Below are 25,888 nucleotides of genomic sequence, written 5' to 3'. Positions count from 1 at the left end.
CCCACTTTTTTAACAATTAAGCCCGCGTAGCGCGGGCTTGTGGTGGGTATAACAGAGCAAATTAAGTACAGGGATACTTAATCAAACACACCATTGATAACCGCGGTGACAATTGCCGTGCTCAGTGCAATCAACACCAGATTGTCGCCAACAACCTGCCATTCATAACCCGGGTAATATGGCAGTTGATTCAGCATCGAGGATGGGACACTTTTCTTAGCGATCCCCGGAGGAAGTGGTTTTCCTCGCGCCAGATTTTTGGCGATGCCCGGAGGCAGTGACTTATATCCCGTCAAACCATATCTGACGGCATACTGCCTGGCCACGTTATAGCTAATATCACTATCAACATGGTCCGGCTTGCCATAATTTTTACGCTGTTCCGATTGCGAGTTGTTTTTTGGGCCTGGATTTCCTTTCTGGCTATGACTGCTATTACCCTTATTCCCACTATTACCATGGTTGCCGCTATTACCATTTCCGTTGCCATTGCCGGGGTTAGCCGAAACGGGGATAGCGCACATCGACATCGCGGCAACGGCAACTAAAGCCGTTGCTAAAGTACGGAGCCTGGACATGATGATTCCTTAAGATATGGATACATACAAAATGTATGGTATTGCGTGAATATTGGCTATCGCTATGAATCCGATTTATTGGCAGAAAAACGCTGTCGCTTTGCAAAGTGAGCAGCTTTGATTGACCGTTTTTAAAATCAAAACCCGCCATTCCCGTTAACTCAGATTGGCAAGCGACAGGCACAGGATCTGAGTTTTTGGGAATAACTTCGCGAAAATGGAGAGAAAACGGCGTTTTTTTTCGGTTAAGCTATGTTCATGCTTTGGCGCTACCCATGGTCAGATTCACTATTCAGGAACCCACCCATAATGGCAAAAAGTACCCCGCAGCTGCCGCTCGACCCACATATGTGTCGCAGCTATGAAAAAAAGTCGCGAAGTCCGCTGGCGCTCTACTCAGAGTATCAGCGGATGGACGTCGAGCTGCGGGCTCCGCTGGCCATGACCTACAGCCACTGGCACGGTCAGGTTGAAGTGAATGTGCCGTTTGATGGCGATGTGGAGTACCTTTTCAATGACGAAGTGGTGAAAAGCAAACAGGGCTTTATCACGCTGTTCTGGGCCTGCACCCCCCATCAGCTGACGGATGCCGGGCACTGTAAACAGATGGCCATCTTCAACTTACCGATGCATCTGTTTTTGTCCTGGCCGCTGGACAGGGAACTGATCAACCACGTGACGCATGGGATGGTGATCACGTCGCTTGCCTCGCAGCAGCTGAGCGCTTTTGAAGTGCAGCGTTGGCAGAGTGAACTCAACAGCGACAATGAGCCAATTCGTCAATTAGCCATTGATGAGATTGCCCTGATGCTCAAGCGATTTAGCCTCGCTGGCTGGCGGCCAGTGCTGGGTAACAAAACATCGCGCACCCAGAAAAACAGTATTTCACGGCATTCACAGTTTTACGTCAGCCAGATGCTGGAGTTTATTGCCGCAAACTGCGACAAACAGCTTACGGTCGATGCTATTGCCGAACACGTTAAGCTCAACCCAAATTATGCGATGGGCATTTTTCATCGCGTGATGCAACTAACCATGAAACAGTATATTACCGCAATGCGCATCAACCATGTGCGGGCTTTGCTCAGCGATACGGATAAAACAATTCTGGATATCGCTACAATTGCAGGTTTCCGATCCAGCAGCCGTTTTTATAGCTCATTTCATAAATACGTCGGCATGCCGCCGCAGCAATATCGCAAACTGAGCCAACAGCGCCGAAATCATTCACCTTATGCCGAGGGGTAATTTATTCGTCAAACTCACTCTTACCTTACTACCAAAATATAAGCGTCAGAATAGCAGGTCAAAATAGATAATCTGCAGCAGTTAATAAAATAGGGTTCAGCCATGAACTCTGGCAACTATGTTACCCATTTATGGGTGACCTGTAGCAGGTATTTATTTGACGTGTTCAACCATTATCGATTGGGATGGAATTATGGAATTAAATAGCTGCACCGCTAACAACAGAAAGCCATTGTCTTTCTTTTGGTCAGTTTTACCCATGATAGTCATGCTGGGTGGCATTAGCATCGGATATTTTATCTTCAATATTCGAGCTGAACCCATGATCCTCATGGGAACCGCAACCGCCTCGTTTATCGCCATCGCTCACGGCTACACATGGGATGACATTCTACAATCTATTTGCAATAAAATATCTGAAGCGCTTCCTGTCATATTAATCGTCGCCAGTATCGGTTTCTTAATTGGCGCATGGATGGTGTCAGGCACTATTCCAATGATGATTTATTATGGTCTGAAGTGGATTAACCCGCAGTATTTCTATATTTCAGCATTTATGCTGGGAGCGCTGATCTCAGTCTGTACCGGCACCTCCTGGGGATCTATCGGAACCGTCGGGATCGCCATGATTGGCGTAGCGATTGGTCTGAATGTTTCGCTGCCCATTGCTGCTGGCGCTATTGTCTCCGGCTGCTGGTTTGGTGATAAGCTTTCTCCGGTTTCTGACTCAACCAACATGGCGGCGCTGGCTGCCGGTGTAAACCTGTACTCGCATATCGGCCATCTGCTGTGGACCACCGGCCCGGGATTTATTATTTGCTGCGTCGTATACAGCTATATGGGCATGGGCATTGATGCCTCATCCAGCGCGCCAGCTAATATCACCAACTTGATGAACGCTATCGGCCAGATTTATCACTTTAACATTCTGCTACTGTTGCCACCGATCATCGTTTTGTATGGCTCATTGTCAAAAAGACCGCCAATCCCGATGCTCTTTTTATCCACAATAGTCTCGATGATTCTGGCATTAGCCTTTCAGCAATTTACCGCATCATCGGTTGGCGAATCCGTGGTTAGCGGTTTTAAGCTCGCGATGCTCACCGGAGATAACCTGCCAACACTGTCATCAGATGTTTCGCGCTTACTGGAACGAGGCGGCGCCATTTCAATGTTTAGCAGCTTCGTCACCGTCTTCAGCGCCTTCAGCTTTGCCGGCGCAATGAGTGCGACAGGCTCTTTGCACACCGTGATAAACGCGCTCACGAAAGGCGTTAAATCCACATTCCGCCTGGTGGCCACCACGATTGTGACGACGTTCACCATCTGTGCCTGTACGGCAAATGGAACCTTGCCACTGCTGCTGTGCGGCGATGCCTTTAAAGAAGAATATAAAAAACGAGGACTTGCGACAAAGAACCTCTCGCGTACTACCGAAGATGCCGGAACCGTTGTCGAACCGATTATTCCCTGGTCTGCCTCAGGCGTTTATTGCGCCACGATGCTGGGCGTGGCGACACTTGATTATTTGCCATGGGCAATCCTCTGCTACAGCGGCATCATCTTTGCCCTGCTGTGGGCTGCCACCGGTATTGGCATTGCTAAATATGAACCAAATGAAGCTACAGAGCATATGGTTGAGCAAAAATCATAGGTTAATAAATAGCTAAATATTGGCTACCACCAGGGTAAATTTAATATATCGATTAGATATACAGAAATATTCTTCACTGTTGCGTTGCTTAAACTATTTTTCAGAGACTGTCCAGGAGTCAGCAATGTCTTTGTTTGATGATATTGTCATAAGGGATGTTAATTGCCGTAAATACGGTCAATTACAACAGATGTACGGCACCACCGATGTATTACCGCTGTGGATTGCAGATATGGATTTTGTGACGCCAGAGCCAATCATGAGCACACTGCGTTCAGTGGTATCGCAGCCAGTACAAGGCTACAACCTGGATTATCCGCAATGGAAAGAGTCCGTTATTCATTGGTATGCGCAACAGTATGATGTCGACATAAAGCCACACTGGTTGCATTTTATTCCCGGCGTCATAAAAACTATCGTACTCTCTCTGATGGTGTTTACCCGACCAGGTGATAATATTTTAACCTGTACGCCAATATATGACCCCTACCCTAATCTGGTAAACACCAGCGGCAGGAATTTGATTCAAACGCGCCTCATTGAGAAAGATGGTCATTACGAATTTGACTGGCATGATTTCAGCGAAAAACTCAAGCAGTGCAAAATGTTTCTTTTCCCTTCGCCGCATAATCCGGGCGGTATGGTGTGGTCGCGGGAAACGCTGGAAAAAGTAAGTCACTATTGTCAGCAAGCTGGCGTCATTATTCTCTCTGATGAAGTGCATAGTGATTTAACCCTGCCAGGCAAGCGCCATCTGCCGTTTTTTACTTTAGACGAAGCGACAGGGAGCCAGTCAATCGTGCTGACCTCAATCAGTAAAACCTTCAACACGGCGGCGATCCAGGGCGGAATTGCCATTATTAAAAATGATGAATTACGCCATCAGTTCTATGGTTTCCTGGATAACTGCTACCTTGCCGAGACACATTCATTACAGCAGGCGGCCATTTACAGCGCCTTTACCCATTGTGGCGACTGGCACCAGAAATTATTAGCCTACCTGGCCGACAATGTGGCGTTTGTTAAAAGTGAAATTGAAAAGCACTGTCCCTTAATCTCCATTGTGTATGGCGGCGCATCGTATCTTCTGTTTCTGAACGCGGAAAAAATGAATCTTAGCGATGAACAGCTAAGCGCATTTTTTGTGAAGGAAGCAAAACTGGGTCTGTCACCAGGCGCGCAATATGGCCCCGGCGGAGAGGGTCACATGAGACTCAACGTTGGGTGCCCGCGCTCGGTACTGGTAGAAGCGATGAACCGACTGAAAGCGGCGTACCAAAAACGACAGAACGCATAGCGCGCATCACACTCTTTGCCCCGCCACGGTGGGGCAAAACTATACAAAGATGTTGCAGAACTGCTATAAAGTTTTTCCGTTCTGTCGGCTGGTGTTAAACTGGAAAGTGTGATCTTCATCATAACCTGCTTAAACAGAGAAAAGAGACACTGCTATGCAACATATCATTGAGGGCTTCCTCAACTTCCAAAAAGAGATTTTCCCTCAACGTAAGGAACTCTTTCGCAGCCTGGCATCCAGCCAGAATCCTAAAGCGCTTTTCATCTCCTGTTCCGATAGCCGCCTGGTGCCAGAACTCGTTACTCAGCAAGAGCCCGGACAGCTTTTCGTTATCCGCAACGCCGGTAATATCGTTCCGTCTTTTGGACCGGAACCCGGTGGCGTATCTGCTACGATTGAATACGCGGTTGTCGCACTTGGCGTGACGGATATCGTCATCTGCGGACACTCCAACTGCGGCGCGATGAAAGCCATTGCCGATAGCCAGCCTCTGGATCCGATGCCCGCTGTGGCTCACTGGTTGCACTATGCCGATGCCGCGAAAGCCGTGGTTGAGAAGAAAACCTGGGATAACCCAATCGATAAAGTTAACGCCATGGTGGAAGAAAACGTTATCGCACAGCTCAATAATATTAAAACGCATCCTTGCGTCGCGGTTGGGCTGCGAAATAATGCGCTTCGTCTGCACGGCTGGGTATATGACATCGAAAGCGGTGAAATCCGTACCCTGGATAAAAACAGCAAAACCTACGTCTCCCTTGCTGATAACCCGCAGGTGCATTTCGAGTAAATCGTCCACTGGAGCAAGGATGCTCTGGAGAGCTTTTACCTACTTTTGTGCTATAGACAAAAAACATGCTTGCGACTAGTTTTAAAATAGCCACTGGTGTTCTCACATCAGTTTTCGCACATTCATACAACGTTGCGACAGGTCTCATGAACTGAGCCGCAAATAGCTGTTCATACATGATGCAGGCGATAAAAAGGAGCGGGTACGAATGCAAGCAAAAATAAAAAGAATAATAAATATGTTATTCTATCATGAGTCGTGGGATATCATGATTATTAAGGATCATGGTACACACTTATTCCCAAATAATACACTGGATATATTAAGTAAATCCGCTGCACAGCAGTTAAAAAAGAAATATACGTTTCAGGCCGATCCTTTTCTTATTGAAAAAGATGATAAACTGTTTGTTTTTTATGAAGCTTTTAGCTTTCGCAACTCGAAAGGCACGCTCCGATGCCGTATTCTTGATCGTGAACTGGTTGAAATTGATGACGTGAAACTTGAAGGTTTTGACGACCTGATGTGTCATTTGTCATTTCCTTTCCTGATTAATATTAACGATCAGCTCTTCATGATTCCTGAATCATCAGAAAGAAAAGAAGTGATACTGTTTCAGTCAGTAGAGTTTCCTACGCGCTGGAAGAAAATTAAAGTTCTAATCTCTGACACCGAAGTGACAGATAACATTTTTCTTTCAATGAATGAGACCTGCTATCTTATGTCGACCACCATGGATAATAAAATAATTATTCATTCGGCAGAGCATCTTCACGGACAGTGGCAGAGAATTACTCCTGCATTAAAGGTGAGTAATCATCATCATCGGGGAGCGGGTGCGCCTTATCTTGTCGATAACAAAATGTATTTCTTAACCCAGGAATGCACACCTGAAACGTATGGAAAATCTATCTACATTAAAGAATTAGTCACACTGAATGACGCTAATTTTGATGAGAATCTGATCGAACAAATCAATTCGTCGATCAACCACAGTGACGGCGTTCACACGCTAAACTTCTCAAGTAATTATATTGCCTATGATACAAAAATAAATAAGTTCAGTCTGTTGGCAATCTTTAAAAAAATATCATATAAGTGTATGATAAAATATAGAAACGTATATCTTTCCCGGCAAAATAACTGATCCACTGGATCCTTGGGTGCATTGCTGGAAAATCGCTCGGGTTTTTAGCATTTTTCTGGAGTCTGTATGGCTATTCTTGTCACTGGTGGTGCAGGTTATATTGGTTCACATACTGTTTTAACGCTACTGGAAAGAGGAGATGATGTCGTTGTCATCGATAATCTGGCGAACGCCAGCCGAATCTCGCTGGACAGGGTCGCGGAACTCACAGGAAGGGAACCCATTGTCTATATCGCTGATGTTCTCGACAGGCAGGCATTAAAAAACATTTTCGCCAACCATAACATCACTGATGTCATTCATTTTGCGGGCCTCAAATCGGTTTCCGAGTCGATAAAAGAACCCCTTGCTTACTACGAAAACAACGTCACTGGAACGCTGGTTTTACTGGATGAGATGCTGGCCGCAGGCGTTAATCGATTCATTTTTAGCTCATCTGCTACGGTATACGGTAATCCGGAAAGCGTGCCGCTGAGCGAGCAATCGCGTACGGGGGGAACCACCAATCCGTACGGTACCTCTAAATTAATGGTCGAACAGATTCTGGCCGATTTCTCCCGCGCGCAGCCCGATTTCCGCATTACCTGCCTGCGCTATTTCAACCCAGTCGGCGCCCATCCATCGGGTCGAATTGGTGAGGATCCCAACGGTATCCCCAATAACCTGGTGCCGTACATCTCCCAGGTTGCGATTGGTAAGCTGAAAACCGTGTCGGTGTACGGCAATGACTATCCAACCCCCGACGGCACCGGCGTTCGTGATTATATCCACGTCATGGATTTGGCGACCGGCCATTTAGCCGCGCTGGATAGCCAGAATAAAGGCGCTGCCTATAAGGTGATTAATCTCGGTACCGGGGTCGGTTATTCTGTGATTAATCTGATTGAGGCGTTTGAAAAAGCGGCGCAGAAAAAAATAAGCTATCAGTTTGTCGACAGAAGGCCCGGCGACATTGCCGAATGTTGGTCTGACCCGTCACTGGCATACAAAGAGTTAGGCTGGAAGGCCATCTACAACCTTGATGAAATGATGCGTGACACCTGGAACTGGCAAAAAAACAACCCGAATGGTTATAACATCTGATGTACCCGGCAACGAGCCTGAGCCTCAGGCTCGTTGCAGTGACGGGCTAGTGTGCCGTTATCGTTGATACGCGATACCAGCCGCTGCTCTGCTTTCCTTCGTTGGCAAAGTTAATTCTTGCCGCCCCGGATTTATCCAGCATCGAAACCTCAATGGCGTATTGCCCTTTCGCCAGTCGACCCGGCATGGGCAATGCGTAGCTAACCTGATAAACGCCCGGGAGCCAACGTCGTATATCATCCGCCGCATTCCCCTGCGCCACCACCTTATTGGCGCTATCCACCACACGAAATGCCAGCGTGTAGGGCAGATAAATCGGTGCGATACCTTCGTTATACCAGGTACTGTTCAACCTCAACGTTTGTCCGCCGTCCCACACGGACTCATGGCTCAGAGACGCTAAGCGAAACCGATAGCCCAGTTTGGTCAGCGCATCATCAACAATCGGTCGATAATCGCTGGGTATCGCTCTCGATTTCAGGTTGATCGTGCTGGCGTGCTGCTTGACCGCCCAGTCAAAAATGCCCTGCACTTCGGCACGCGTATAGTGGAAGGTGTTCTTCCAGTCCTGCATATATGAACAGATTTCCAGACTGACCGGCGCACGTTTCCAGGCATCGTTAAACCCCGAATAGCTCTGCTGTGCTGCCAGTAATCGCTGCGGGTAATCATCGGCCATATGGCTCCAGGAGTCCGAAAATACGCGCAGGTCACCCCAGCAATCCGCCCGCCATCCAGCCCCTCGCGCCACCGCATTCGCCAGACTTTGCCCACCGCTCATCAACATTATTTTCGGCGTCGAAGGGAAGGCAGAAAAGTGCATTGCGACGTAGCGGTCTAACTGCGCGGTGGAGTACTGCTCCAACAGTGGTTTCAGCTCAGGGAAATTGCTGTTATGCCATTCCCCCCAGGCCCCCACCATGCCGATATCCACAAAAGCGAGATTCGCATTACCGTCGTAGCGTTTTCCGAATGCGTTCAGCAGACGCTGGCTGTACTCAATAAACAGCGGGTCGCTTAAATCCGGAATAAATGTTTTATTATCGGGCGTCCAGCTACCTTTCACGCCTTTTTTAATCAGCCAATCGGGAATTTTGGTGCCATCCCCCGGATCGGCAAGCACCATAAACCGCAGCCCGACATTCATCGCGGGACGATGCGCTGCCGCGTATTTGAAGGCATCATCCACCAGCGCAAAATTATACTGACCTTCAACAGGCTCCAGCTCTCGCCAGTAAAATCGCTCGTATTCAAATCCGGTATTGGGATAATCCGCCAGACCCAGCGTTTCACCGTACCCCTGATGGAAACTTGCCACGCCAATCCCCGGATTGGTTAGCGGGCCCGTTAATGCTTTGGGGGTTACGGTCGTTAATGCGGACATAACCGCCAACGGAAAGGACATCAACAACAGCGCAGAAACCCATTTACACTTCATCGCAGTGACGCCCTCCACAGGTTTGTTTACGCTAGCGGTTTTTCAGACTTAACCACCAGTCCCATATACCCACATGAAAATTTTGGAACACATCAATACCTAATGCTGATTTGATCATATACAGCGTCAGCAATACGCAGCAGGTAACGAACAACACGGCTATCAGCAGCAAAAAAGTGAGCAATATTCTCGACAGGGTCGATTCCTGACGATGCAGCCGACGCAAATCTCTGCCAAACAAAAAAACCAGATAATAGCGTTTACTGAAAAAGGGAAAGCTTCGGCGAATATCGATCTGATGCCGCGAAGTCAGAGTCGAGGCCAGGATCGCTTTTTCCACCCCTTCTTTTTGTTCAGGAGTCAACCCTTGCGCAATCGGCTCGTCAAGGTGAGCATAAAATCGTTCGATGACGGGAGGACGATTTTGAGGACTGGTCAAAATTAACCTATATCTTTATCAATTGAGTGATAGACGTTAATCGTCTTTTTGGCGATTTCATGCCAGTTATAGTTTTGCAAATATACACGATAGTCCACGCTATTGGTTGCCGCCCACTCGGTTAGTTTTTCGGCCAGGCTGGTCACATCCCCCACCTTAAAATAGGCCTCGGACGGCAGTTGAACTTCGAGGTTAGCCGGAATATCACTGACGACGGCAGGAAGAGAAAATGACATCGCTTCCAGCAGCGCAATGGGCAATCCTTCATGGTATGAAGGCATCACAAACAGCTGTGCCTGCGAAAACACCGCCTGAAGCTCATCACCACGCAAGAACCCCGTCATCACAACGCCAGGCGTGTCCGCGGCAAGCTTTTTGAGGCGAATGCTGTATTCGGTCGGATGATCCGCATCGCCAATTAACACTAACGGCATAGTGAAACCGCTGCGCTGATAGGCGGCAATGGCATCATGCATCCCTTTTTCTTCCACAAATCGCCCAACCACCACGAGGTAGTTTTTCGGCTGCAGCCCAAAGCGGGAGAGCGTATTGTCGATGGTCAGCGCAGATAACGACCGCGGTTCGTTGACGCCATTGTGAATTAAATGCGCATCATAGCGAGCGTGTTTTTTCTGGATCAGTTGATTAATAACCTCAGAAATCACAATCACTTCGTTGGCATATCTCACAGCCCAACGCTCACCCAGCAGCAATATTTTTTTAGCAACGAATCCCCATTTTTGACGATCGTAATCAGGTCCATGATGGGTGAACACCACCTTTTTCCCTAACATGCGTAATAATGGGATCACAAGCCCAGGCCCGATAGCATGGACATGCACAATATCCGAATGGTCGATACTTGTCCTAAATGCCGCTAAAACGGAATGGACAATCGCTTCCAGCGAGCGCTTTTTGGGTGCCCACAGCGCGTAGGTTTCAACTTTCTTATATAACGATCGTTTGTAATTTACATACGGCGAGCGTGCAATCACGCAAATATCAACGTCCAACTGCTGCTTAATGGCAGGATATAGATTCTGACAGTGTGTCTCCACCCCGCCCAATACATCAGGAATACCACGCGTACCAAAAACCGTTATTTTTTTACTCATACTATGGCCTGCTCAGCAGTTCTTTATAGAGCGCCAGTAGAGTATCCATATGTTTACTCAGCGCATATTTTTCACTCAATCGCGCACGACCCTGTAAGCCCATGACCCGCGCCTTCTCTGGCAAGTCGGCCAGTGCATCCATCGCATTTGCTAACTCCTGCGCATTGCCAGGTTCGAATAAAATCCCTTCGATACCGTCACGAATTTGTTCCGGGATGCCGCCGATGCGCGATCCGATCACCGGCTTGCCTAAGGACATCGCCTCTAATATCGCCATAGAACAGTTTTCATAGCATTCTGAAGGAAGGATCACTGCCCGGGCATGCTTAATAAGGTTATCGAGAGCTTCCCCTTGTTGCACATAACCTAAAAACTCAACGTCCGGGTATTGGGCGACTAATTCGTCGTGCAGGGGACCGTGCCCCACAATTTTCAGCGGCGCTTTGTTCTGCATTTTCTCATGCGCCGCCAATAACGTTGCCACGCCCTTTTCACGGCTCAGGCGACCGAAGTACAGCATATAGCCCGCATCGCTTACCTCATCCAGAGGACGGCTGTCATCAACGCCATTGACGATGACATCAATGCGCGAATTCGGCAGCGTACGCAACAATACGCCGCGTAAAAAGACGCTCGGCGAAACGATCACATCCAGCGCCTGGTAATTTTGCGCAATATATTGCCAGGTCGCCTCTAAAGAGAGCAAGAGGCTTTTTGAAGCAGAGCCTTCCTGGCAACGATACCTGAAGGCATTGAAAACCGTCCCGGTAATACAGGAATCACACACTTTACCGTCGCGCAGCATGGAATAGGCAGGACAGACGATTTTATAGTCATGCGCGGTCAGCACCGTTTTGCAGCCAAAATTGCGGGCCACTTTAATCAACGCTGGCGTTAACTGATGGTAAATGTTATGGAAGTGGACGATATCCGGACGCTCTTTTTGTAGTAGCGCCAGCATCTTTTTGCAGGCTTGCGAATTATGAATAAAGTTAACCGCCGTTTTGAGCCCGCCCAGCAGATTGCTCTCCTGGTGGTAGTCCACATTGCTGACGAAATAATCCGCATAGTCCGAAGGGAAATTGTTCTCATGCTGCATCGAGAAATCAATAACCTGCACTCCGGCCTGTTTCAGCATCTCGCGCTCTTGAAAATAAACGGTTTCCGCGCCGCCTTTAATGAAAAAAAACTTATTCACTAATAAAACTTTCATTGCGCCAGCCTTAGTTATTCATGAATGATTTTACTGTCAGGCGGAGTCAACGGATCGCGTACTGGTTTAGTCAACCCTTTAACAAGTCCCGCAGAAAGCACGGCCAGGTTCATTACGCTCTGCAATCCGTTCAATAACGATCGATTCTGCACGGTTTTCAAGATAATAAAGGCTAGCAAGGGTAGAAATGCAATATCGAAAAGTTCGAGATTGAAGGTCACCGCCGCAATAAACAAGGCAATCAGATACACAGAAAAAATCGCCTCGTTCTTAACCATTTTTAACGCTTTGCCGAAATAAGGTTTTCCCCACGCACAACGTAAAAGCTCGCCCGGTGCCTGATAGTATCCACTTTTCCAGCGGTGCTTCAGCATCTGAAAGGTCGGCATGGTATGCGAAGTATGAATAAAATACGGAATATTCAGACGGCGTAGTTTATAACCCGCATCGAGCAAACGCAGGCCAAGTTCAGCTTCTTCATAAGCGTGCAAATTACGGTTGGTGAGATAACCAATTTTCTCAATCGCAGAGCGGCGATATAACCCACCACCGCCTAAATGGTCGCTATCTCCAAGCGGATAGATTTTACTAATACGCTGCTTACGCGATTTAAATTCATAGTTAACGGCATCGTCCATTTCAACGGTTCCCGCGACACCTGCATATTCCGGCTCAGCCTGCAAAAAAGCGACAGCCTGATCCACAAAGCCCTCTTCCAGCTCCATGTCGCCGTCCATCAGCAACAGATATTCCCCTTCACTATACAGATAACCTAACTGATGCCCGACGCCGCAGCAGCGATCGCCAGGGTCAGTTAAAGAGACCACGGTCACCCCTTTATCGATCGCAAGCTGTTGGGTGTTATCCGTTGACAGGCTATCTGCCACTATAATTTTATGTGGATAATCAACAAGCTGCCTGCGGATACTGTCTATCGTTTTCTCAATACATTCAGATTCATTGAGTGTTTTAATACTCACTGAAATAAACGGTTTTTGGTCCATACAATTACCCTACACAGCGAAGGACGGTTCGACGAATCACTAAACTTGATCCTAGTGATAAATAGAACAGGAATTGTAACATCGGTGTAATCATCAGTATCTGGCTGTAAGGTAAGCTAATTAAGCAACTGATAGCAAAAGCGTTAAACGCCGGTGCAAAGCTCAGCAACTGAAGATCCTGCTGGTCCAGTTGTTCAAGCGTCAGTAATGGCTTTGGCTGACAAACTTTCAGGATATAAATGAATAAGCTAATAAAAAGTAACGTGCCGATCACCCCGACTTCCCACAGCAGCATACTCAGGGAAGTCGAGTCGAGAATTAAGTTATAAATGATATTCAAAAAGCCCGGCGACACCGTACTCCCGCTGTTAGTGGCGTTGAGCCCGTACCCAAATAATGTTCCTGAAAGCCCCCACAGATCGTTATTTTTCAACCAGAACAGGAACGTCGTAAAGCGCCCTAACTCCCCGGTAGACATGATGTAGTTCGGGTCAAAAATATAGCTTAAGGAGTCGATGAAAATGCTTAACGAGCTTTTCGACGGATCGCCGCCAAACGCGGAAGAATAATAGTACGCGAGGATCACTATCGACAGGCTAATAAGCAGCAGCATGCCCGCCACAATAACCAACAGCGTCTTCAGATTAACCTTACTGACGTCTTTGACGTAGCTCGGTGAGATCCACACCCACGCGAGGAACAGAGGTGACAGCAGAATGACGAACTTCACTTCACCAATAATACATAGCCCGATCCCAAGAACAATGTGCAGCGCCATGGACTTGAACGTGGTCAACCCGTGCTTATACTCAGAGACTTTTAACAACATAATCAACAGGCAAAACAGGCCCATCGCAGCAGTGTTACCGCCCCCCATGGGGTCACCGCCAAACGTGCCAACCACAGAGTCCCATTTCTCATCTTCGCCACGCACCGCAACGCGCTGGGGAACGACCAGTAAAACCTGATAAATCATTACCGGGATTTGCGCGTAAAACACCCAGTACAGATAGCGCGTTGCACGGTAAATCTGCGACTCCCGGCAAAATCCCAGCAGCAAACAGATCATCACCAGTGACAATGCGATTTCATTTTTAAATGCCACAATCGCGACGGTGATCCCACCCTGAATCAGCGTCGATGTTCCGGCCAGTATCAGGAACGAAAAATACAATGCCAGGACAATCGTCTCCTGCGCATCCAGCTGCAGCGAGCCATCACGCGTCTGCATCACCAATAATCCCACCATCAACAGGGTCAGGAAAAAGGGGATCCACAGCACCGACTGCATGCCGGTAAAGTATTGCACCAGGCCACACAGGATCAGCGTGATAAAGCTAAAAACCTGTAAATAGTATCCGGTATTCAGCGTCATAGTATCACCGGCTTGTCTTTCAGAAGATTGGCTCGCTTATTCATTTTCAGATAAATGAAGGCGTAGCGAATAAATGTCAGTGAAGAAAACAGGATAACCGACGTGGCATAATCTTTATGAAAATAGGGAATGACGACAAATGCGAATAACACAATCGCCAGCTGTTCCAGTTGGATACGCAGAAAATAGCGGTGGGAACCAAAAATAAGCTCAATCACCGTCAGAGGGCTTATCGCCAGCGCCGGGAATAAATAGGGCAACATGTAGCGCGACGTTTCAATGGAGTTAATCCAGTCTTCACTAAAGCCCAGACGCATCACTATTGGATAGAAAATAAACACCCCGAGAGTACAGATAACCCCCAGAACCAACAGTAGCATCCGCACCCTGGTATATTCATGATAATTAAAGGTATTATTTCTGAAGTCGATAGACCACTTGGAAAAAATAGTATTGCGCACTGCGTTGCCGATGATCACCACCGGCGCCAGGCAAAAGCGGCTAACCACGGAAAAATAACCTGCCGTCAGCGCCGAGAACCAAAAGTTAATCAACATAATCGGCAAATTACTGCTGGCCATCGCCAGCACTTCCGCACTACCGACTTTGGTAATGTGATGGATATTTTGTTTGAAAAAATGCCAGTTACTGGCAGGTCGCAAATGTCTAGCCGCCACAGAGCGAATATCAAACGAATGCAAAATACAGCTTATGGTCAGCACCATCGTCGCGCAGGCCCATGACCAATAAAACAGTTGCACCTGATGCGTAACCAGAACCGAAAGTAATACCACCACAGAGACAGAGATGCGCTGGAAAATCAGAAAACGAAAATTGGCCGTGCGCAGCGACAGGTTTTCCGAGATTAAAACCCACGCCGTCGCCAGCGTCAGCAAATAGAGGAACAGGATGTTCTGGTGAAACAGCCACGCTGACAGTACGGCGTACGGTAAGGCAATGATCGTGCTTTGGATCAGGCAAAATACGACGTTCTGTACCAGTTCGTCGTCGTGCTGTTTTGGAATTAAAAGCTGCGATGCAAAGGTACACACCTGCGCGCCCACCACGGCGATGCTGTAATTGAGCGCGTAAAGCCCCACCTCAGCCATATCATACTTGTGCGAAATCAACCAGATAGACAGCGCACCAATCAACTGCGAGATGACTGATGAACCAGCTATCGTGGAAGCGCTCTTCAGTAGACTCATACCCGGCCTGGCGTCGTCATCAGTTGATCGGTACTGAAGTTAAGTGAACGCAGACCCTCCTGGGTTTCAAGATCTTTTTCTTCAACCGCATTGAGTACCGCGCCAATCACCACGCCGTTATTTTCCTCAATCTTATCCAGTGCGCTGGCGATGTGTACCGCCGACCCCACCCCGGCTTTCACAATGAAAACAACCCCATCGACGGCACGTTTGATCAGTTGAACATCCTGACTCTGATTCACAGCAGCAACATCAATAATGATGCGCTGATAATGCGATTTCAGTTCGCGCATTAAGGGTTCAACGTGCTCCGACGACAACATCAGTAAAGAAGAGATGGTGCTCTTGCCGTGCGCAATAAAGTCGAGATTATCACTGAGCGTGATCCGCGCCTGTTCCAGCTGAGTCTCTCCGCGCAGCAGCTCAGCCAGGCCTGCGGATGTGGCTGATGCCAGTTCAGAAGAAAGCCCGCCCGTATTAAAGAAATCTGCATCAATAAGCAGCGTTTTCTGGTCAAAACTAAAGGAGTTCGCTAACAGATTCGCCAACAAAGAACGCCCATCACCGTGTTCCGTCGATGCCACGGCGAGCGTCTGTAATGGACGATTATCCAGCATAATCCGGGTACGGATACCGTGCACAATATCGGCATTCAGCGGGTTCTTCAGGATCATGTCCCGCACTTGCGCACGCCCTGAGGTTCCACTAAAACGACGGATTTCGCCCAGCGGGGTAACGTTGAGGCGCTTTTTCATGCGACTCAGGCTAGCGATTGAGTTATCCATCGCCGCTTTGACAATGAAATACATGATGCTGAACACAACCACCAGCATGACCACCATCACCAACAGCAGTGATTTATTCGGCTTCGCCGGTTTTAATGCAGGAACTGCGGGATCGTATAACACCGCATCGGCATTCACGCCGGACAGCGACAACTCCTGAGTACGCTGATAGAGCGATTTATACAGGTCTTCCATTTTATCTAACGACAGTTTTTGGCCGTTCCAGGCATCCCGTTTTGACGCCATTTTCTGGAAGATCTCTTTCTGCTGTTCCACCTGTTGCTGATAGTTCTTTTCATCCGCCAGCGCCGCCAGATATTGCTGACGTAAGCCGACTTTCAGCTCACCCAACACCCGTCCGGTTTGGCTTTGGATCGACTGAACATCGGCCTCTGCTTTTAAAATGGCGGGGTTTTTTGGCCCATAAACTTTGCGCAGTTCAGACAACGTACGCTGCGCCTGAATCAACGCAATGCGCAGATCCTGAATCTGAGCGTGGTTAGAGACCGAAGGCAGCGAGATAACGCTCTCGGCGGACTTCCCAGCTCCATTCACTTCGTTATAAACGGATTCAGCGGCAACACGACGTTGGGTCGCGTCGGCCAGACGATTGGTCACGATACTTAACTGCTCGGTTTCAAAACCATCTATACCGCGAAAGGTCAACAGCCCGGCATTTTTCAGATAGCTTTCCATCTCTTCTTTTTGCTTCGCTATCGACTTCTGAATCTCTTCCATTTTTTCATAATTCAGTTCGCGGGCTTTCTCTACTTTCTGACGCTTTTGCTCCAGCGTATAGTTGATGAAAGCCTGCGCGACGCCGTTGGCGATATCAGCCGCAACCTGGGGCGAAGTCGATTCATAGGTAATAGAGGCGAGGTTCGTTGTCCGAATACCGATGACATTCAGGTTTTTCGACAACGTTTTCAGCGCCAGCTCCATTCTCAGTTGCCGACTTTCACTGCTATCAGCGCCCTGAGCATCGGCTTTTTCCCCGGTAAATGCCGGGTTTTCATCCAGCTTCATATCGCGAACGGCTTGCTCGAGCACAATTCGTGAATGCATCAACGCATATTGCGTTTCGTAGTAACCACTGCGCGTTGAATCGAAACCATCAACCTGTGGGAACGGAGAAACGTTATCGGCCTGCGCCTTAATCAGCACCGTCGCCGTTGATACATACTTTGAGGACATCATGCTGATTAACGGATAAGCCACGACCCCGGCAACGATACCGGCCAGCGCGATTTTCCAGGCGTTCTTTTTCAGCGCTTTGGCAAAGCGGGAGAATTCAACAGTGCTTTCTCGTTTTTTGCCGTTTTCCACTATTGATAGTTTCATCGTCAGAAGAACCCCATGCCAATAATCACGACATCCCCAGGATGAACAGAGTGCGTTAAATCAACATTCTCAAGCAGCTGATTGCTACCTGACAGGCGAATGTTGATATCTTGACGGTCAGCACGATCTGTAAATCCCCCCGCCTGCGCAATAGATTTCTCGACGGTAAGTCCTGGCTCATAAGCGAATCCATTCGGACTTTTCACCTCGCCAGAAACATAGTATTTACGGAACTCGGCAATACTCACCGTCACCATCGGAGTAGTAAAATAATCTCCAGTCAGGCGTTGAGTTAATTCGTTAGTCACCTGCTCAACAGTTTTATCTTTTAATATAAGAGCACCAACAAACGGGAAATTAATCTCCCCACTCTTATCCAAAATAAACCGCATCGTCATATCGGGTTGACCATGAACAGCGATATTGACAGTATCCCCTGCCCCAAGTCGGTAATCCTGCTGAACAGTAGCAGGATCGTCCATTAATCTCGGGCTGGACGTTGTGCATCCGACCATCAGGATACTGAATAGCAAAACCGCGCACAGTTCTATTATTTTCATTTTAGATCTGAACCTTAGCTTTAAGCATAATCATAGAATTATCATAACCCAACGTTCTGATGACTTCCTGATTGTCGTTGGGACCGATATAAAACGAATCAGTATCCTTATTCGAATTCAACGTATCTATTTGATATTTAATCTCAAAATTGACCGACGGTGTGTAGTCATAGCTCATGGTTACGCTAAATACCCCATCTTTATCATGCCGATCTTTATTCTGTTTTTTATAGTCTTCTGAAGTGTATGAGTAATCCAGCAAGGTAGAGAAACGGTTGCCTAACCAGAAGTGCTGGTAAGAAAGACCATACTGGGTGACTAAAATATATCCCCCAACTTCCGATGGGTCTTTAATGCTTTGCGCTGAGTGCACCGTGAAAACAGACTGTTGTAACGGCTTCCACTCCCCTTTTACATCCCAGTTTAGACCATTAAAATCATGCGAGTTTGCGTTGTTTTCAAATGTCTTGTACAACCATGAAATATTCATGTCGACATTGGTTTTTCCCGTCAACTGTGACTTCAGGCCATACAGTAAATAATACTCATTAGTGTCTTTTTCTGAGTTGTTATCATAGTGACGCTGGTTAGTAATAAAGCTATAGCGAAAACGCGTTCTGGATGTGTATTGGTCAAAAATTTCTGCCACCAGGCTATTTTCGTGCCATTCCTGTTCCTGAATGTAATTGTAGAAATCTTCACTACTCTCCTGGGCGTCAGACGTATTGCCGAACGTCAGTTTTTTGTATAACAACGCCAGTTCCGCTTTCCCGCGCCCATCCGGCGCGCCAAAGCTGTAGCGCAATTCACTGTTAATAAAATTCGTCGTCAGCGGAGATTTAATCCCATACTGCTCGAATTGACCCGGTAGAAACCCCTCAGTGATCCCTCGACCGCGGGATTCGTGCCCAAGCGTATCCTCCAGATTGAGTGTTAAGCCGTGCTTGAGCCCATAGCGCCAGGCACCGTTAAAACGGAAAAAATGATCGTTATAGTTATCAGCGGAATCGCTTGAGTAGTTACGATAATCACCGGAGTACATCAGTAAATACTTATCCTGACCGCGCTCTCCGATCATACTCAAAACGGGCGCTGCGCTCTGAAACGAGGAACCGATAGCATCTCTGCTATGTGGCTGATAAGACACGTTATCATTATAACCATAGTCCACAGCGACCTTGCCCTGGAAGTCGATCCCCGCAAAGCCAATGTGTGATTTCGGTGTTAAATCAGCCCATACGGGCTGCGATATCACGATTCCGGTAATCACGAGTAATTTAGTATGCATTCTTACCGATAAATCCTTTAAAAATAGTTTTAATAATAATTTTTATATCCAACCATAAAGACCAGTTTTGAATGTACTCAATATCGTACTGAACCCTTTTTTCCATCTTATAAAGCGCATCGATTTCCCCGCGGAAACCGTTGATCTGCGCAAGCCCGGTGATCCCAGGCTTAACTTTATGGCGGATCATGTAATTTTCGACCTGTTTACGGTACTGCTCATTATGCGTAACCGCATGAGGTCTGGGACCGACAATCGACATACTTCCCTGCAATACATTGATAAATTGCGGTAGTTCATCCAGTGAGGTACGGCGTAAGAAACTACCAAACTTGGTTACTCGTGGATCGTTTTTAGTGGCCTGAATAACCGTATCGGCGTTCTCCATAACGCGCATCGAGCGAAACTTCCAGACCTTAATTTTTTGCCCGCTAAGACCATACCGGTCTTGTTTGAAAAAGACTGGCCCGCGGGAAGTGAGTTTGATTCCAATGGCAATGGCCAACATCAGCGAAGAAATCATCACCATAATGATGCTACCAAGCACCAAATCTTCCGCCCGCTTGATAAACGAACCCGCCCCTTCGAACGGCGAACTAAAAATGCCAATAGTTTGCAGGTTGTGAATGGAGCGCAGCTTGGACATGTTGTTACTGTAGGTGTGGAAGTCAGGAACAATATACGTATCTACGGTGGTGTCTGACATCATCGCCAAAAAATGACGAATGCGTTGTAAAGCTACCATCGGTAAAGCGATGTAGATTTCGTCTATATTTCCCTGCCGGGCTTCCTCAACCAGATTGATCACCGGCCCACGAAAGGGGCTTTTAACCTTATCGACGATATCGCCACAGCGGGATAAGGCGCGCTCATCATAAAAAGCCAGATCTAATGTGATATTAGCGTATTCATCCATTAACGCGTTTTCTGCCGCCAGGCCATTGTCGGTCAGACCAATAATCGCCACACGCATACTCTTTTTCGTTGAATATTTAAAAATGAAAAAGCGAATGTAATAAAGAAAAGGTAATGGGATGAAGTACCAGTAAATAATCGCTGAATAAAAGGGGGAAGGCAGTTTGTCTAAGTAGCCGAGAGACTCGGGTTCAGCCACCGTCATGCTGACCAGTTCGTTCAGAAAAATCGCCAGTAGTGTACAAAAAACCAACCGTTTTTGATTACGTAAACCGATCGTCTTAATCTTTTGTTGATACATTTTAATGTATTCAGCAAACAGTAAGAAAAAGACTGAGAAGAGAATACTCAGAATGGCAATGGTGTTAAATGGCGCCAGACCTAACAGATGGGCGCTAAAAATTAACGTCGCATTGATTACAATGAAATCGACCAGCTTTAAAAAGACTGGATATCCCTGGCTGCTAATCTTTAGCGATTTTTTAAGCATATCTCAGCCCATTATTTATTGATCTTTAATTGTTTTTTTCTCATTTATGTTGCTAATTATATCACAAGTCTTAAAAACGCAATGGCACACTGTCAGTAAATGTAAAAAACAATGTAATACAATGTGATGGGTTTCGCACCATACAAATGCAACCCAATGATTTAGATGATTATTTATTGGTAATATTTTTTAATTTCATCCTTAAAAAACATGATTAATTGCAACATAAACGTCATTGACAGATCACAATTCATAAGCTACCAGTGGCTAGAATCACATGATGAGCGCCTGACAACGGGTTAACCTTACAAAAAGCAATACTTTGTCCAAACCTCGTTGCGCTACGCTCAGTGATGAGAGTCCTGGAGAGCGACAAGAAGAAATCAATAAGTGTATTTATAATTCCCACCATAAAAATAACTTAGTAACACATTTACAAAGCAATGATTAGCAACCTTATTATAAATAAGGTATTTTACGAAGAGTCTGCGATTGCTTTCATTTTCACGCTCAAATTTCAAAAAAAAAACGAATAGTAAAAAAATTTAGTTTAAATAATTGTAGCAACTCCGATGAGTAGAAGCGGCAAGCATGGCTTAAATTAAAACGATAGCCAATCATTGAGAAAATGCGTGTTACATATTACTAATGTCAACATTCTGCATGAACACACCTTTAACATCAGAGTTTACAGCGCTTACCAACACATCAATTTAAAATAAAGAGAAGAGAATAAATGACAGCATTAAAATTTTGTTAAAAGCAGCGTAAATCGCCCCAACGAATTATTGATAACAATGTATACACTTTTGTTAAGATATATATAAAAACACCTTCCAAAGCCATTCAATCATGCCAAAAAAATTTTGTTTACTTATTTTTCGCAAATAAATAATATCCGCGCCGGATTACTTGTTGAGCAATTTACGCACGTTAATCATTTCTTTCAAATGAAGTCCTACATCATTTTTTGACGTTGATGAACTCCAGCTGAATCTGTGCCTCTGACAAGTACTTTTCTGGGTAAATAATAAATTTAACGGAGTTATGATGATGAAAACTGCACTTACCAGCAGTGTACTGGTCGCTTTGTTTGCCGCTAATGCTGGCGCAGCAGCGAATTACGTTACCACTGCCGCAACAGGTTCTAAAGCCACCGCGACGGTCCATTTTACCGGTGAAATTGTTGCCAGTACCTGCGTGGTGAGCACAGCAAACCAGCCAGGTAAAACAGTGGCATTGCCACAAGTTACCAACCAGCTATTTAGCGGCGCGGGCTCTAGCACCGGTGATACTCCGTTTACGTTGCAATTTAGCGGCTGTAGTGGGGTAACTGGAGGAAGCGGCTATGTGGTGGTCTTTACCGGTAAAACCCCTGGCAGTAACACAGCACTTCTGGAAGCGAAACGTGGCTCGGCTTCTGCCACCGATGTTGGCATCGAAGTGGATCAAGCGGGTCATGCCCTCGATTTCGCTTCCGGTAGTAATGAGGTGAGCTTAAAAGCAGATCAAAATGGCGATGCACAAATCGATCTGGTCGCCAAATATCAGCAAATTGGCGGAACGCTGCCTGCGGCTGGCACGATCACTGCGGATATGAATTACACCGTCATTTATAAATAACGGACGTTGATTGCTATGGATGGCACTCTTCCCTGAACCTGGAAAGTGCACCTGATGAATAAAATATTCTTTTACCTGCTGCTGTGTGTGATTAGCACCGCTCACAGCGCAATTAATTTGGGTCAAACGCGCGTTATTTATAATGAGAACGATAAAGCGGCGATGTTTGACGTCAACAATAATACAGACAAGCCATATATGGTACAGACGTGGCTGGATAATGGTAATCCGGATGAGACGCCTGCCAATCTGCCAATGTTAATTACGCCCCCGATCCTGAAACTTGACGGCCATAAATCAGCCGTGTTGCGAGCTATTTATCAGGGCAACGGCTTTCCTGAGGATGTTGAATCTGTAGTGTGGATTAATGTGCAGGAAATCCCCACCATCGAGAATGAAGAAAATACCTTACAGCTGGCGCAGCGTATTCGCATCAAACTATTTTATCGCCCTGTTGGGCTGAATATGACGCTACCTGAAGCCGTTGAGAAATTACAGTGGCAGTGCCACGGTCATACTCTGCGGGCGGTCAATGCGACGCCGTTACATATCTCCCTGACGCAATTACATATTAACGGCCAAAACATTGATGCCGACATGATTAATCCGCATGGCGAACGCACGTTTGCGTTGTCACAGCAAAAAGTCAGCCATATCGGTTTTAGCTGGGTAGATGATTACGGCGGCACTAACGCGGTTAATAACGTCCCGGTATCTTGCAATTAAGCTGGGGTTGCACATGATGAAAAAAAATAAGCACCCGCAACGGTACACCCTCTTTACGCTGTCAACGCTGGCCGTGTGCATACCTGCATACGCCAGCAGCACGCCGCAGTTTAATACCCGTTTTGTACATGGTACGCAAAATATTACCTCCGTAGTGCAAATAGCCCGTAATGACGGACTTAGCGAAGGCACGTTTGAATACGATATATATCTAGACCATAGCTTCGTCGAAACGCGCAATGTTGACTTTAAAAGACGTCAACCACAAGGCAAGCCGCAACCTTGCCTGAGCGCGGACGATCTGCGCAAATACGGGATTAAAATCCCTGAAGGTAACGCCGATACCTGCGTGGAGCTCACGGCTCTGATCGCAAACAGTCGCCTGACGGCAGATGCAAACTACCAGCGCATTGATATTTCAGTACCAGAAGCTTTTCTGCTTTCGACTGCGCATGACGCCGTGCCTGAATCGGCCTATGACGATGGGATTAATGCCGCTTTTGTCGGCTACAACGCCAATACGACGCACCTGATTGAACAGGGCCAGGATCATGACTCTGTTTTTGCCAGTTTTGCCAACGGTATAAACCTGGCGGGATGGCATTTTCGTAACCAGTCTACTTTCAGCTATGCCAGCGGTTCAGGCCGTCAATGGCAGGCGGTTTCCACGTGGGTGGAACGTAATATTATTGCGCTGCGTAGCCGCTTGCGCTTCGGGCAAACCTATACGGACGACGATGTGTTTGACAGCATCCAGTTTACCGGGGCACAGCTCACCAGCGATGAAAACATGTTGCCTGATAGCCAACGCGATTTTGCGCCAGTCGTTCGCGGCGTCGCCAATAGCAATGCCACAATCGAAATCCGTCAAAATGGCTATCTGATTTACAGTAAAAACGTCGCGCCGGGCGCATTTGACATTGATGATATCAACCCCAGCAACCAAAGCGGCGACCTGTACGTCAGCGTTATTGAAGCCGATGGCAGTCGGCGTAATTTCAGTGTGCCTTATTCGGCGGTACCGAACATGCTGCGTGCAGGTAACAACCGCTTTCAGTTTACGGCAGGGGAATACCGCGACGGTTACAGCGGTGGTTGGCGGCCCCGCTTTGTTCAAGGCACATTGAGTTATGGTCTCAGCTTTGGCTCCACGTTGTACGGTGGTTTCCTGACCGCAGAAAGCTATAATGCGATTGCCACCGGGATCGCGCAGGATCTGCACCAGTTCGGCGCGATCTCTTTCGATATCACTACCGCCAGAGCGCAGCTTGCCAGTGGAGATACGTCCACAGGACAAAGTTACCGTTTCTTATACTCCAAATCGCTGAACCAGTACGGTACGGATTTCCGTCTGGTAGGCTACCGCTACAATACCTCCGGTTATTACAGCTTTAGCGACACCATTAACGAGCATAACAGCTGGTCCTCGGGCTATTACGACATCGCCTATGACGACCCGAATCAACAGCTGCGTTTCCCTGGCGAGGAGCACAACAAAAAGCATTACTACACCACTAACTACAATAATCGCCGCCAACGTTTTGAGGTCTCTGTTAACCAGCGTTTGTGGGATAACGCCTCTCTTTACGTCAGCGCCAGCCAGCAAAACTACTGGCACAACGGGAGTCACGACCGCACGATACAGCTGGGTTACAACGATACACTGGGGAAAATCAACTGGAGCGTTTATGTACAGGATACCCGTAACCAGTACGACTACCAGGACCGCAGTATCAACCTGACGCTTTCCATTCCATTCGATTTCATGGATAGCCGCGGCTTTGTCTCCACCAACATCATGCATAGCCAGCAGAATGGCGACAGCTACTCCACCAGCTACAGCAATACAGCATTTGACGATCGTCTGAGCTGGGGCGTTCAGGGCAGTACCACCGATCGACAGGATTCCTCTGCCGGGGTTAACGCCGCCTGGCAAGGCGACAAGATGAATGTTCAGGGGGGCTACAGCGCAGGACGCAACTACCAGAATATGAATATGGGCATCAGCGGCGGGGCAATGCTGCACGCAGGCGGCGTGACGCTCATGCACTCTCCTGGCGATACCATGGTGTTGGTCGAGGCCAAAAATGCCGACGGTGTCCATATCCAGCAACAAAATGGCGTGGCAATTGACGGTAACGGCTATGCGGTCCTTACCGCCGCAGACGCATGGCATTACAACGTGGTGAGTCTGAATACCGCTGATATTGGTGCCGGGCTGGATATTCCGCAGGCACAGAAAAAAATTGTTCCAACAGAGAAAGCCATCGGCAAAGTGGTGTTTGAAACCTTCAGCGGCCGCAACTATCTGGTCAATGCCGTCATGCCCGGCAATATTGCCCCCCCGGTCGGCGCGAACGTACGAGATACCAAAGGTCGTAGCCACGGTCTGGTCGGTATGCATGGCGCACTGTATGCCAGCGGCGTGGAGGACAATTCTCGCCTGGAAGTGCGCTGGGGCTCCCACGCAAATGAACACTGCTTTATTCAAATGCCGGATAACCATAACCAGCCGGTGAAGAAAATCGGATATACACAAATTACCGCCCAGTGCGTCGGCTCGTAAGGTGC

General features: G+C 47.4%; 21 protein-coding genes. 9 read left to right on the top strand and 12 right to left on the bottom strand.

What is annotated here, in order from left to right:
* Positions 1 to 77: 77 nt before the first annotated feature.
* Positions 78 to 578 (bottom strand): anti-virulence regulator CigR family protein, encoded by a 501-nt coding sequence (locus HV352_RS05415; protein WP_016154103.1) that lies wholly within the window; start codon positions 576 to 578, stop codon positions 78 to 80.
* Between the two features lie 309 nt (positions 579 to 887).
* Between HV352_RS05415 and melR the strand changes: the two genes are divergently transcribed.
* From melR to galE, 6 genes are all read left to right on the top strand, one after another.
* Positions 888 to 1,826, top strand: coding sequence for a transcriptional regulator MelR (gene melR, locus HV352_RS05410; protein WP_181635256.1), 939 nt, complete (start codon positions 888 to 890; stop codon positions 1,824 to 1,826).
* Between the two features lie 193 nt (positions 1,827 to 2,019).
* Entirely contained in the window at positions 2,020 to 3,480 is a 1,461-nt protein-coding gene (nhaC, locus tag HV352_RS05405; RefSeq protein WP_016154105.1) for a Na+/H+ antiporter NhaC, read from the top strand.
* Positions 3,481 to 3,604: 124 nt separating this feature from the next.
* Entirely contained in the window at positions 3,605 to 4,777 is a 1,173-nt protein-coding gene (locus HV352_RS05400) for a PatB family C-S lyase (RefSeq protein WP_047414825.1), read from the top strand.
* 154 nt (positions 4,778 to 4,931) lie between these two features.
* Complete coding sequence (locus HV352_RS05395) at positions 4,932 to 5,567, top strand: carbonic anhydrase (RefSeq protein ID WP_016154107.1); 636 nt, start codon at positions 4,932 to 4,934, stop codon at positions 5,565 to 5,567.
* Between the two features lie 208 nt (positions 5,568 to 5,775).
* Positions 5,776 to 6,714 carry a hypothetical protein gene (locus HV352_RS05390; RefSeq protein WP_016154108.1) on the top strand — a complete coding sequence of 313 codons (939 nt, stop codon included), beginning with the start codon at positions 5,776 to 5,778 and terminating at the stop codon, positions 6,712 to 6,714.
* A 66-nt stretch (positions 6,715 to 6,780) separates the two neighbouring features.
* On the top strand, positions 6,781 to 7,797 hold the full coding sequence (galE, locus tag HV352_RS05385) for a UDP-glucose 4-epimerase GalE (RefSeq protein WP_016154109.1): 1,017 nt from the start codon (positions 6,781 to 6,783) through the stop codon (positions 7,795 to 7,797).
* Between the two features lie 46 nt (positions 7,798 to 7,843).
* On the opposite strand, the gene HV352_RS05380 is transcribed toward galE, so the two are convergent.
* From HV352_RS05380 to HV352_RS05330, 11 genes are read right to left on the bottom strand one after another with little or no spacing between them, the layout of a single operon-like run.
* Positions 7,844 to 9,235, bottom strand: a complete 1,392-nt coding sequence (locus tag HV352_RS05380; RefSeq protein ID WP_181635255.1) for a DUF4832 domain-containing protein — start codon at positions 9,233 to 9,235, stop codon at positions 7,844 to 7,846.
* A 31-nt stretch (positions 9,236 to 9,266) separates the two neighbouring features.
* Positions 9,267 to 9,674 carry a hypothetical protein gene (locus HV352_RS05375; RefSeq protein WP_181635254.1) on the bottom strand — a complete coding sequence of 136 codons (408 nt, stop codon included), beginning with the start codon at positions 9,672 to 9,674 and terminating at the stop codon, positions 9,267 to 9,269.
* Positions 9,675 to 9,676: 2 nt separating this feature from the next.
* Positions 9,677 to 10,789 (bottom strand): glycosyltransferase family 4 protein, encoded by a 1,113-nt coding sequence (locus HV352_RS05370; protein ID WP_172860522.1) that lies wholly within the window; start codon positions 10,787 to 10,789, stop codon positions 9,677 to 9,679.
* A 1-nt stretch (position 10,790) separates the two neighbouring features.
* The gene (locus HV352_RS05365; protein WP_137380811.1) at positions 10,791 to 12,002 is read right to left on the bottom strand and encodes a glycosyltransferase family 4 protein; all 1,212 of its coding nucleotides are present in this window, start codon (positions 12,000 to 12,002) and stop codon (positions 10,791 to 10,793) included.
* Between the two features lie 14 nt (positions 12,003 to 12,016).
* Entirely contained in the window at positions 12,017 to 13,006 is a 990-nt protein-coding gene (locus tag HV352_RS05360; protein WP_016154114.1) for a glycosyltransferase, read from the bottom strand.
* A gap of 4 nt (positions 13,007 to 13,010) precedes the next feature.
* Positions 13,011 to 14,381 carry a hypothetical protein gene (locus tag HV352_RS05355; protein WP_047358832.1) on the bottom strand — a complete coding sequence of 457 codons (1,371 nt, stop codon included), beginning with the start codon at positions 14,379 to 14,381 and terminating at the stop codon, positions 13,011 to 13,013.
* Positions 14,378 to 15,589: an oligosaccharide flippase family protein gene (locus HV352_RS05350; protein ID WP_049043332.1), complete on the bottom strand. Its 1,212-nt coding sequence runs from the start codon at positions 15,587 to 15,589 to the stop codon at positions 14,378 to 14,380. The genes HV352_RS05355 and HV352_RS05350 overlap by 4 nt, the downstream gene beginning before the upstream one ends.
* Complete coding sequence (locus HV352_RS05345; protein WP_137367368.1) at positions 15,586 to 17,715, bottom strand: tyrosine-protein kinase domain-containing protein; 2,130 nt, start codon at positions 17,713 to 17,715, stop codon at positions 15,586 to 15,588. The genes HV352_RS05350 and HV352_RS05345 overlap by 4 nt, the downstream gene beginning before the upstream one ends.
* A 2-nt stretch (positions 17,716 to 17,717) precedes the next feature.
* On the bottom strand, positions 17,718 to 18,275 hold the full coding sequence (locus tag HV352_RS05340) for a polysaccharide biosynthesis/export family protein (RefSeq protein WP_016154118.1): 558 nt from the start codon (positions 18,273 to 18,275) through the stop codon (positions 17,718 to 17,720).
* Position 18,276: 1 nt separating this feature from the next.
* The gene (locus tag HV352_RS05335; RefSeq protein ID WP_109017942.1) at positions 18,277 to 19,563 is read right to left on the bottom strand and encodes an outer membrane beta-barrel protein; all 1,287 of its coding nucleotides are present in this window, start codon (positions 19,561 to 19,563) and stop codon (positions 18,277 to 18,279) included.
* Positions 19,553 to 20,968: an undecaprenyl-phosphate glucose phosphotransferase gene (locus HV352_RS05330; RefSeq protein ID WP_019077512.1), complete on the bottom strand. Its 1,416-nt coding sequence runs from the start codon at positions 20,966 to 20,968 to the stop codon at positions 19,553 to 19,555. Before HV352_RS05330 ends, HV352_RS05335 begins: the two co-directional genes overlap by 11 nt.
* A 1,050-nt stretch (positions 20,969 to 22,018) precedes the next feature.
* Between HV352_RS05330 and HV352_RS05325 the strand changes: the two genes are divergently transcribed.
* From HV352_RS05325 to HV352_RS05315, 3 genes are read left to right on the top strand one after another with little or no spacing between them, the layout of a single operon-like run.
* Positions 22,019 to 22,591 (top strand): fimbrial protein, encoded by a 573-nt coding sequence (locus HV352_RS05325; protein ID WP_019077514.1) that lies wholly within the window; start codon positions 22,019 to 22,021, stop codon positions 22,589 to 22,591.
* Between the two features lie 54 nt (positions 22,592 to 22,645).
* Positions 22,646 to 23,317, top strand: a complete 672-nt coding sequence (locus HV352_RS05320) for a molecular chaperone (RefSeq protein ID WP_019077515.1) — start codon at positions 22,646 to 22,648, stop codon at positions 23,315 to 23,317.
* A 13-nt stretch (positions 23,318 to 23,330) separates the two neighbouring features.
* Positions 23,331 to 25,883, top strand: coding sequence for a fimbria/pilus outer membrane usher protein (locus tag HV352_RS05315; RefSeq protein ID WP_101700149.1), 2,553 nt, complete (start codon positions 23,331 to 23,333; stop codon positions 25,881 to 25,883).
* Positions 25,884 to 25,888 lie beyond the last annotated feature (5 nt).

The organism is Citrobacter sp. RHBSTW-01044 (assembly GCF_013781945.1).
Taxonomy (GTDB): Bacteria; Pseudomonadota; Gammaproteobacteria; order Enterobacterales; family Enterobacteriaceae; genus Citrobacter; species Citrobacter braakii.
This window is presented reverse-complemented; position numbering and strand designations above follow the sequence as displayed.

What these genes read in the sequence shown, in the direction of transcription:
- HV352_RS05415 (WP_016154103.1), bottom strand. Translation starts at nt 578, where the DNA reads ATGTCCAGGCTCCGTACTTTAGCAACGGCTTTAGTTGCCGTTGCCGCG.
- melR (WP_181635256.1), top strand. Translation starts at nt 888, where the DNA reads ATGGCAAAAAGTACCCCGCAGCTGCCGCTCGACCCACATATGTGTCGC.
- nhaC (WP_016154105.1), top strand. Translation starts at nt 2,020, where the DNA reads ATGGAATTAAATAGCTGCACCGCTAACAACAGAAAGCCATTGTCTTTC.
- HV352_RS05400 (WP_047414825.1), top strand. Translation starts at nt 3,605, where the DNA reads ATGTCTTTGTTTGATGATATTGTCATAAGGGATGTTAATTGCCGTAAA.
- HV352_RS05395 (WP_016154107.1), top strand. Translation starts at nt 4,932, where the DNA reads ATGCAACATATCATTGAGGGCTTCCTCAACTTCCAAAAAGAGATTTTC.
- HV352_RS05390 (WP_016154108.1), top strand. Translation starts at nt 5,776, where the DNA reads ATGCAAGCAAAAATAAAAAGAATAATAAATATGTTATTCTATCATGAG.
- galE (WP_016154109.1), top strand. Translation starts at nt 6,781, where the DNA reads ATGGCTATTCTTGTCACTGGTGGTGCAGGTTATATTGGTTCACATACT.
- HV352_RS05380 (WP_181635255.1), bottom strand. Translation starts at nt 9,235, where the DNA reads ATGAAGTGTAAATGGGTTTCTGCGCTGTTGTTGATGTCCTTTCCGTTG.
- HV352_RS05370 (WP_172860522.1), bottom strand. Translation starts at nt 10,789, where the DNA reads ATGAGTAAAAAAATAACGGTTTTTGGTACGCGTGGTATTCCTGATGTA.
- HV352_RS05365 (WP_137380811.1), bottom strand. Translation starts at nt 12,002, where the DNA reads ATGAAAGTTTTATTAGTGAATAAGTTTTTTTTCATTAAAGGCGGCGCG.
- HV352_RS05360 (WP_016154114.1), bottom strand. Translation starts at nt 13,006, where the DNA reads ATGGACCAAAAACCGTTTATTTCAGTGAGTATTAAAACACTCAATGAA.
- HV352_RS05355 (WP_047358832.1), bottom strand. Translation starts at nt 14,381, where the DNA reads ATGACGCTGAATACCGGATACTATTTACAGGTTTTTAGCTTTATCACG.
- HV352_RS05350 (WP_049043332.1), bottom strand. Translation starts at nt 15,589, where the DNA reads ATGAGTCTACTGAAGAGCGCTTCCACGATAGCTGGTTCATCAGTCATC.
- HV352_RS05345 (WP_137367368.1), bottom strand. Translation starts at nt 17,715, where the DNA reads ATGAAACTATCAATAGTGGAAAACGGCAAAAAACGAGAAAGCACTGTT.
- HV352_RS05340 (WP_016154118.1), bottom strand. Translation starts at nt 18,275, where the DNA reads ATGAAAATAATAGAACTGTGCGCGGTTTTGCTATTCAGTATCCTGATG.
- HV352_RS05335 (WP_109017942.1), bottom strand. Translation starts at nt 19,563, where the DNA reads ATGCATACTAAATTACTCGTGATTACCGGAATCGTGATATCGCAGCCC.
- HV352_RS05330 (WP_019077512.1), bottom strand. Translation starts at nt 20,968, where the DNA reads ATGCTTAAAAAATCGCTAAAGATTAGCAGCCAGGGATATCCAGTCTTT.
- HV352_RS05325 (WP_019077514.1), top strand. Translation starts at nt 22,019, where the DNA reads ATGATGAAAACTGCACTTACCAGCAGTGTACTGGTCGCTTTGTTTGCC.
- HV352_RS05320 (WP_019077515.1), top strand. Translation starts at nt 22,646, where the DNA reads ATGAATAAAATATTCTTTTACCTGCTGCTGTGTGTGATTAGCACCGCT.
- HV352_RS05315 (WP_101700149.1), top strand. Translation starts at nt 23,331, where the DNA reads ATGATGAAAAAAAATAAGCACCCGCAACGGTACACCCTCTTTACGCTG.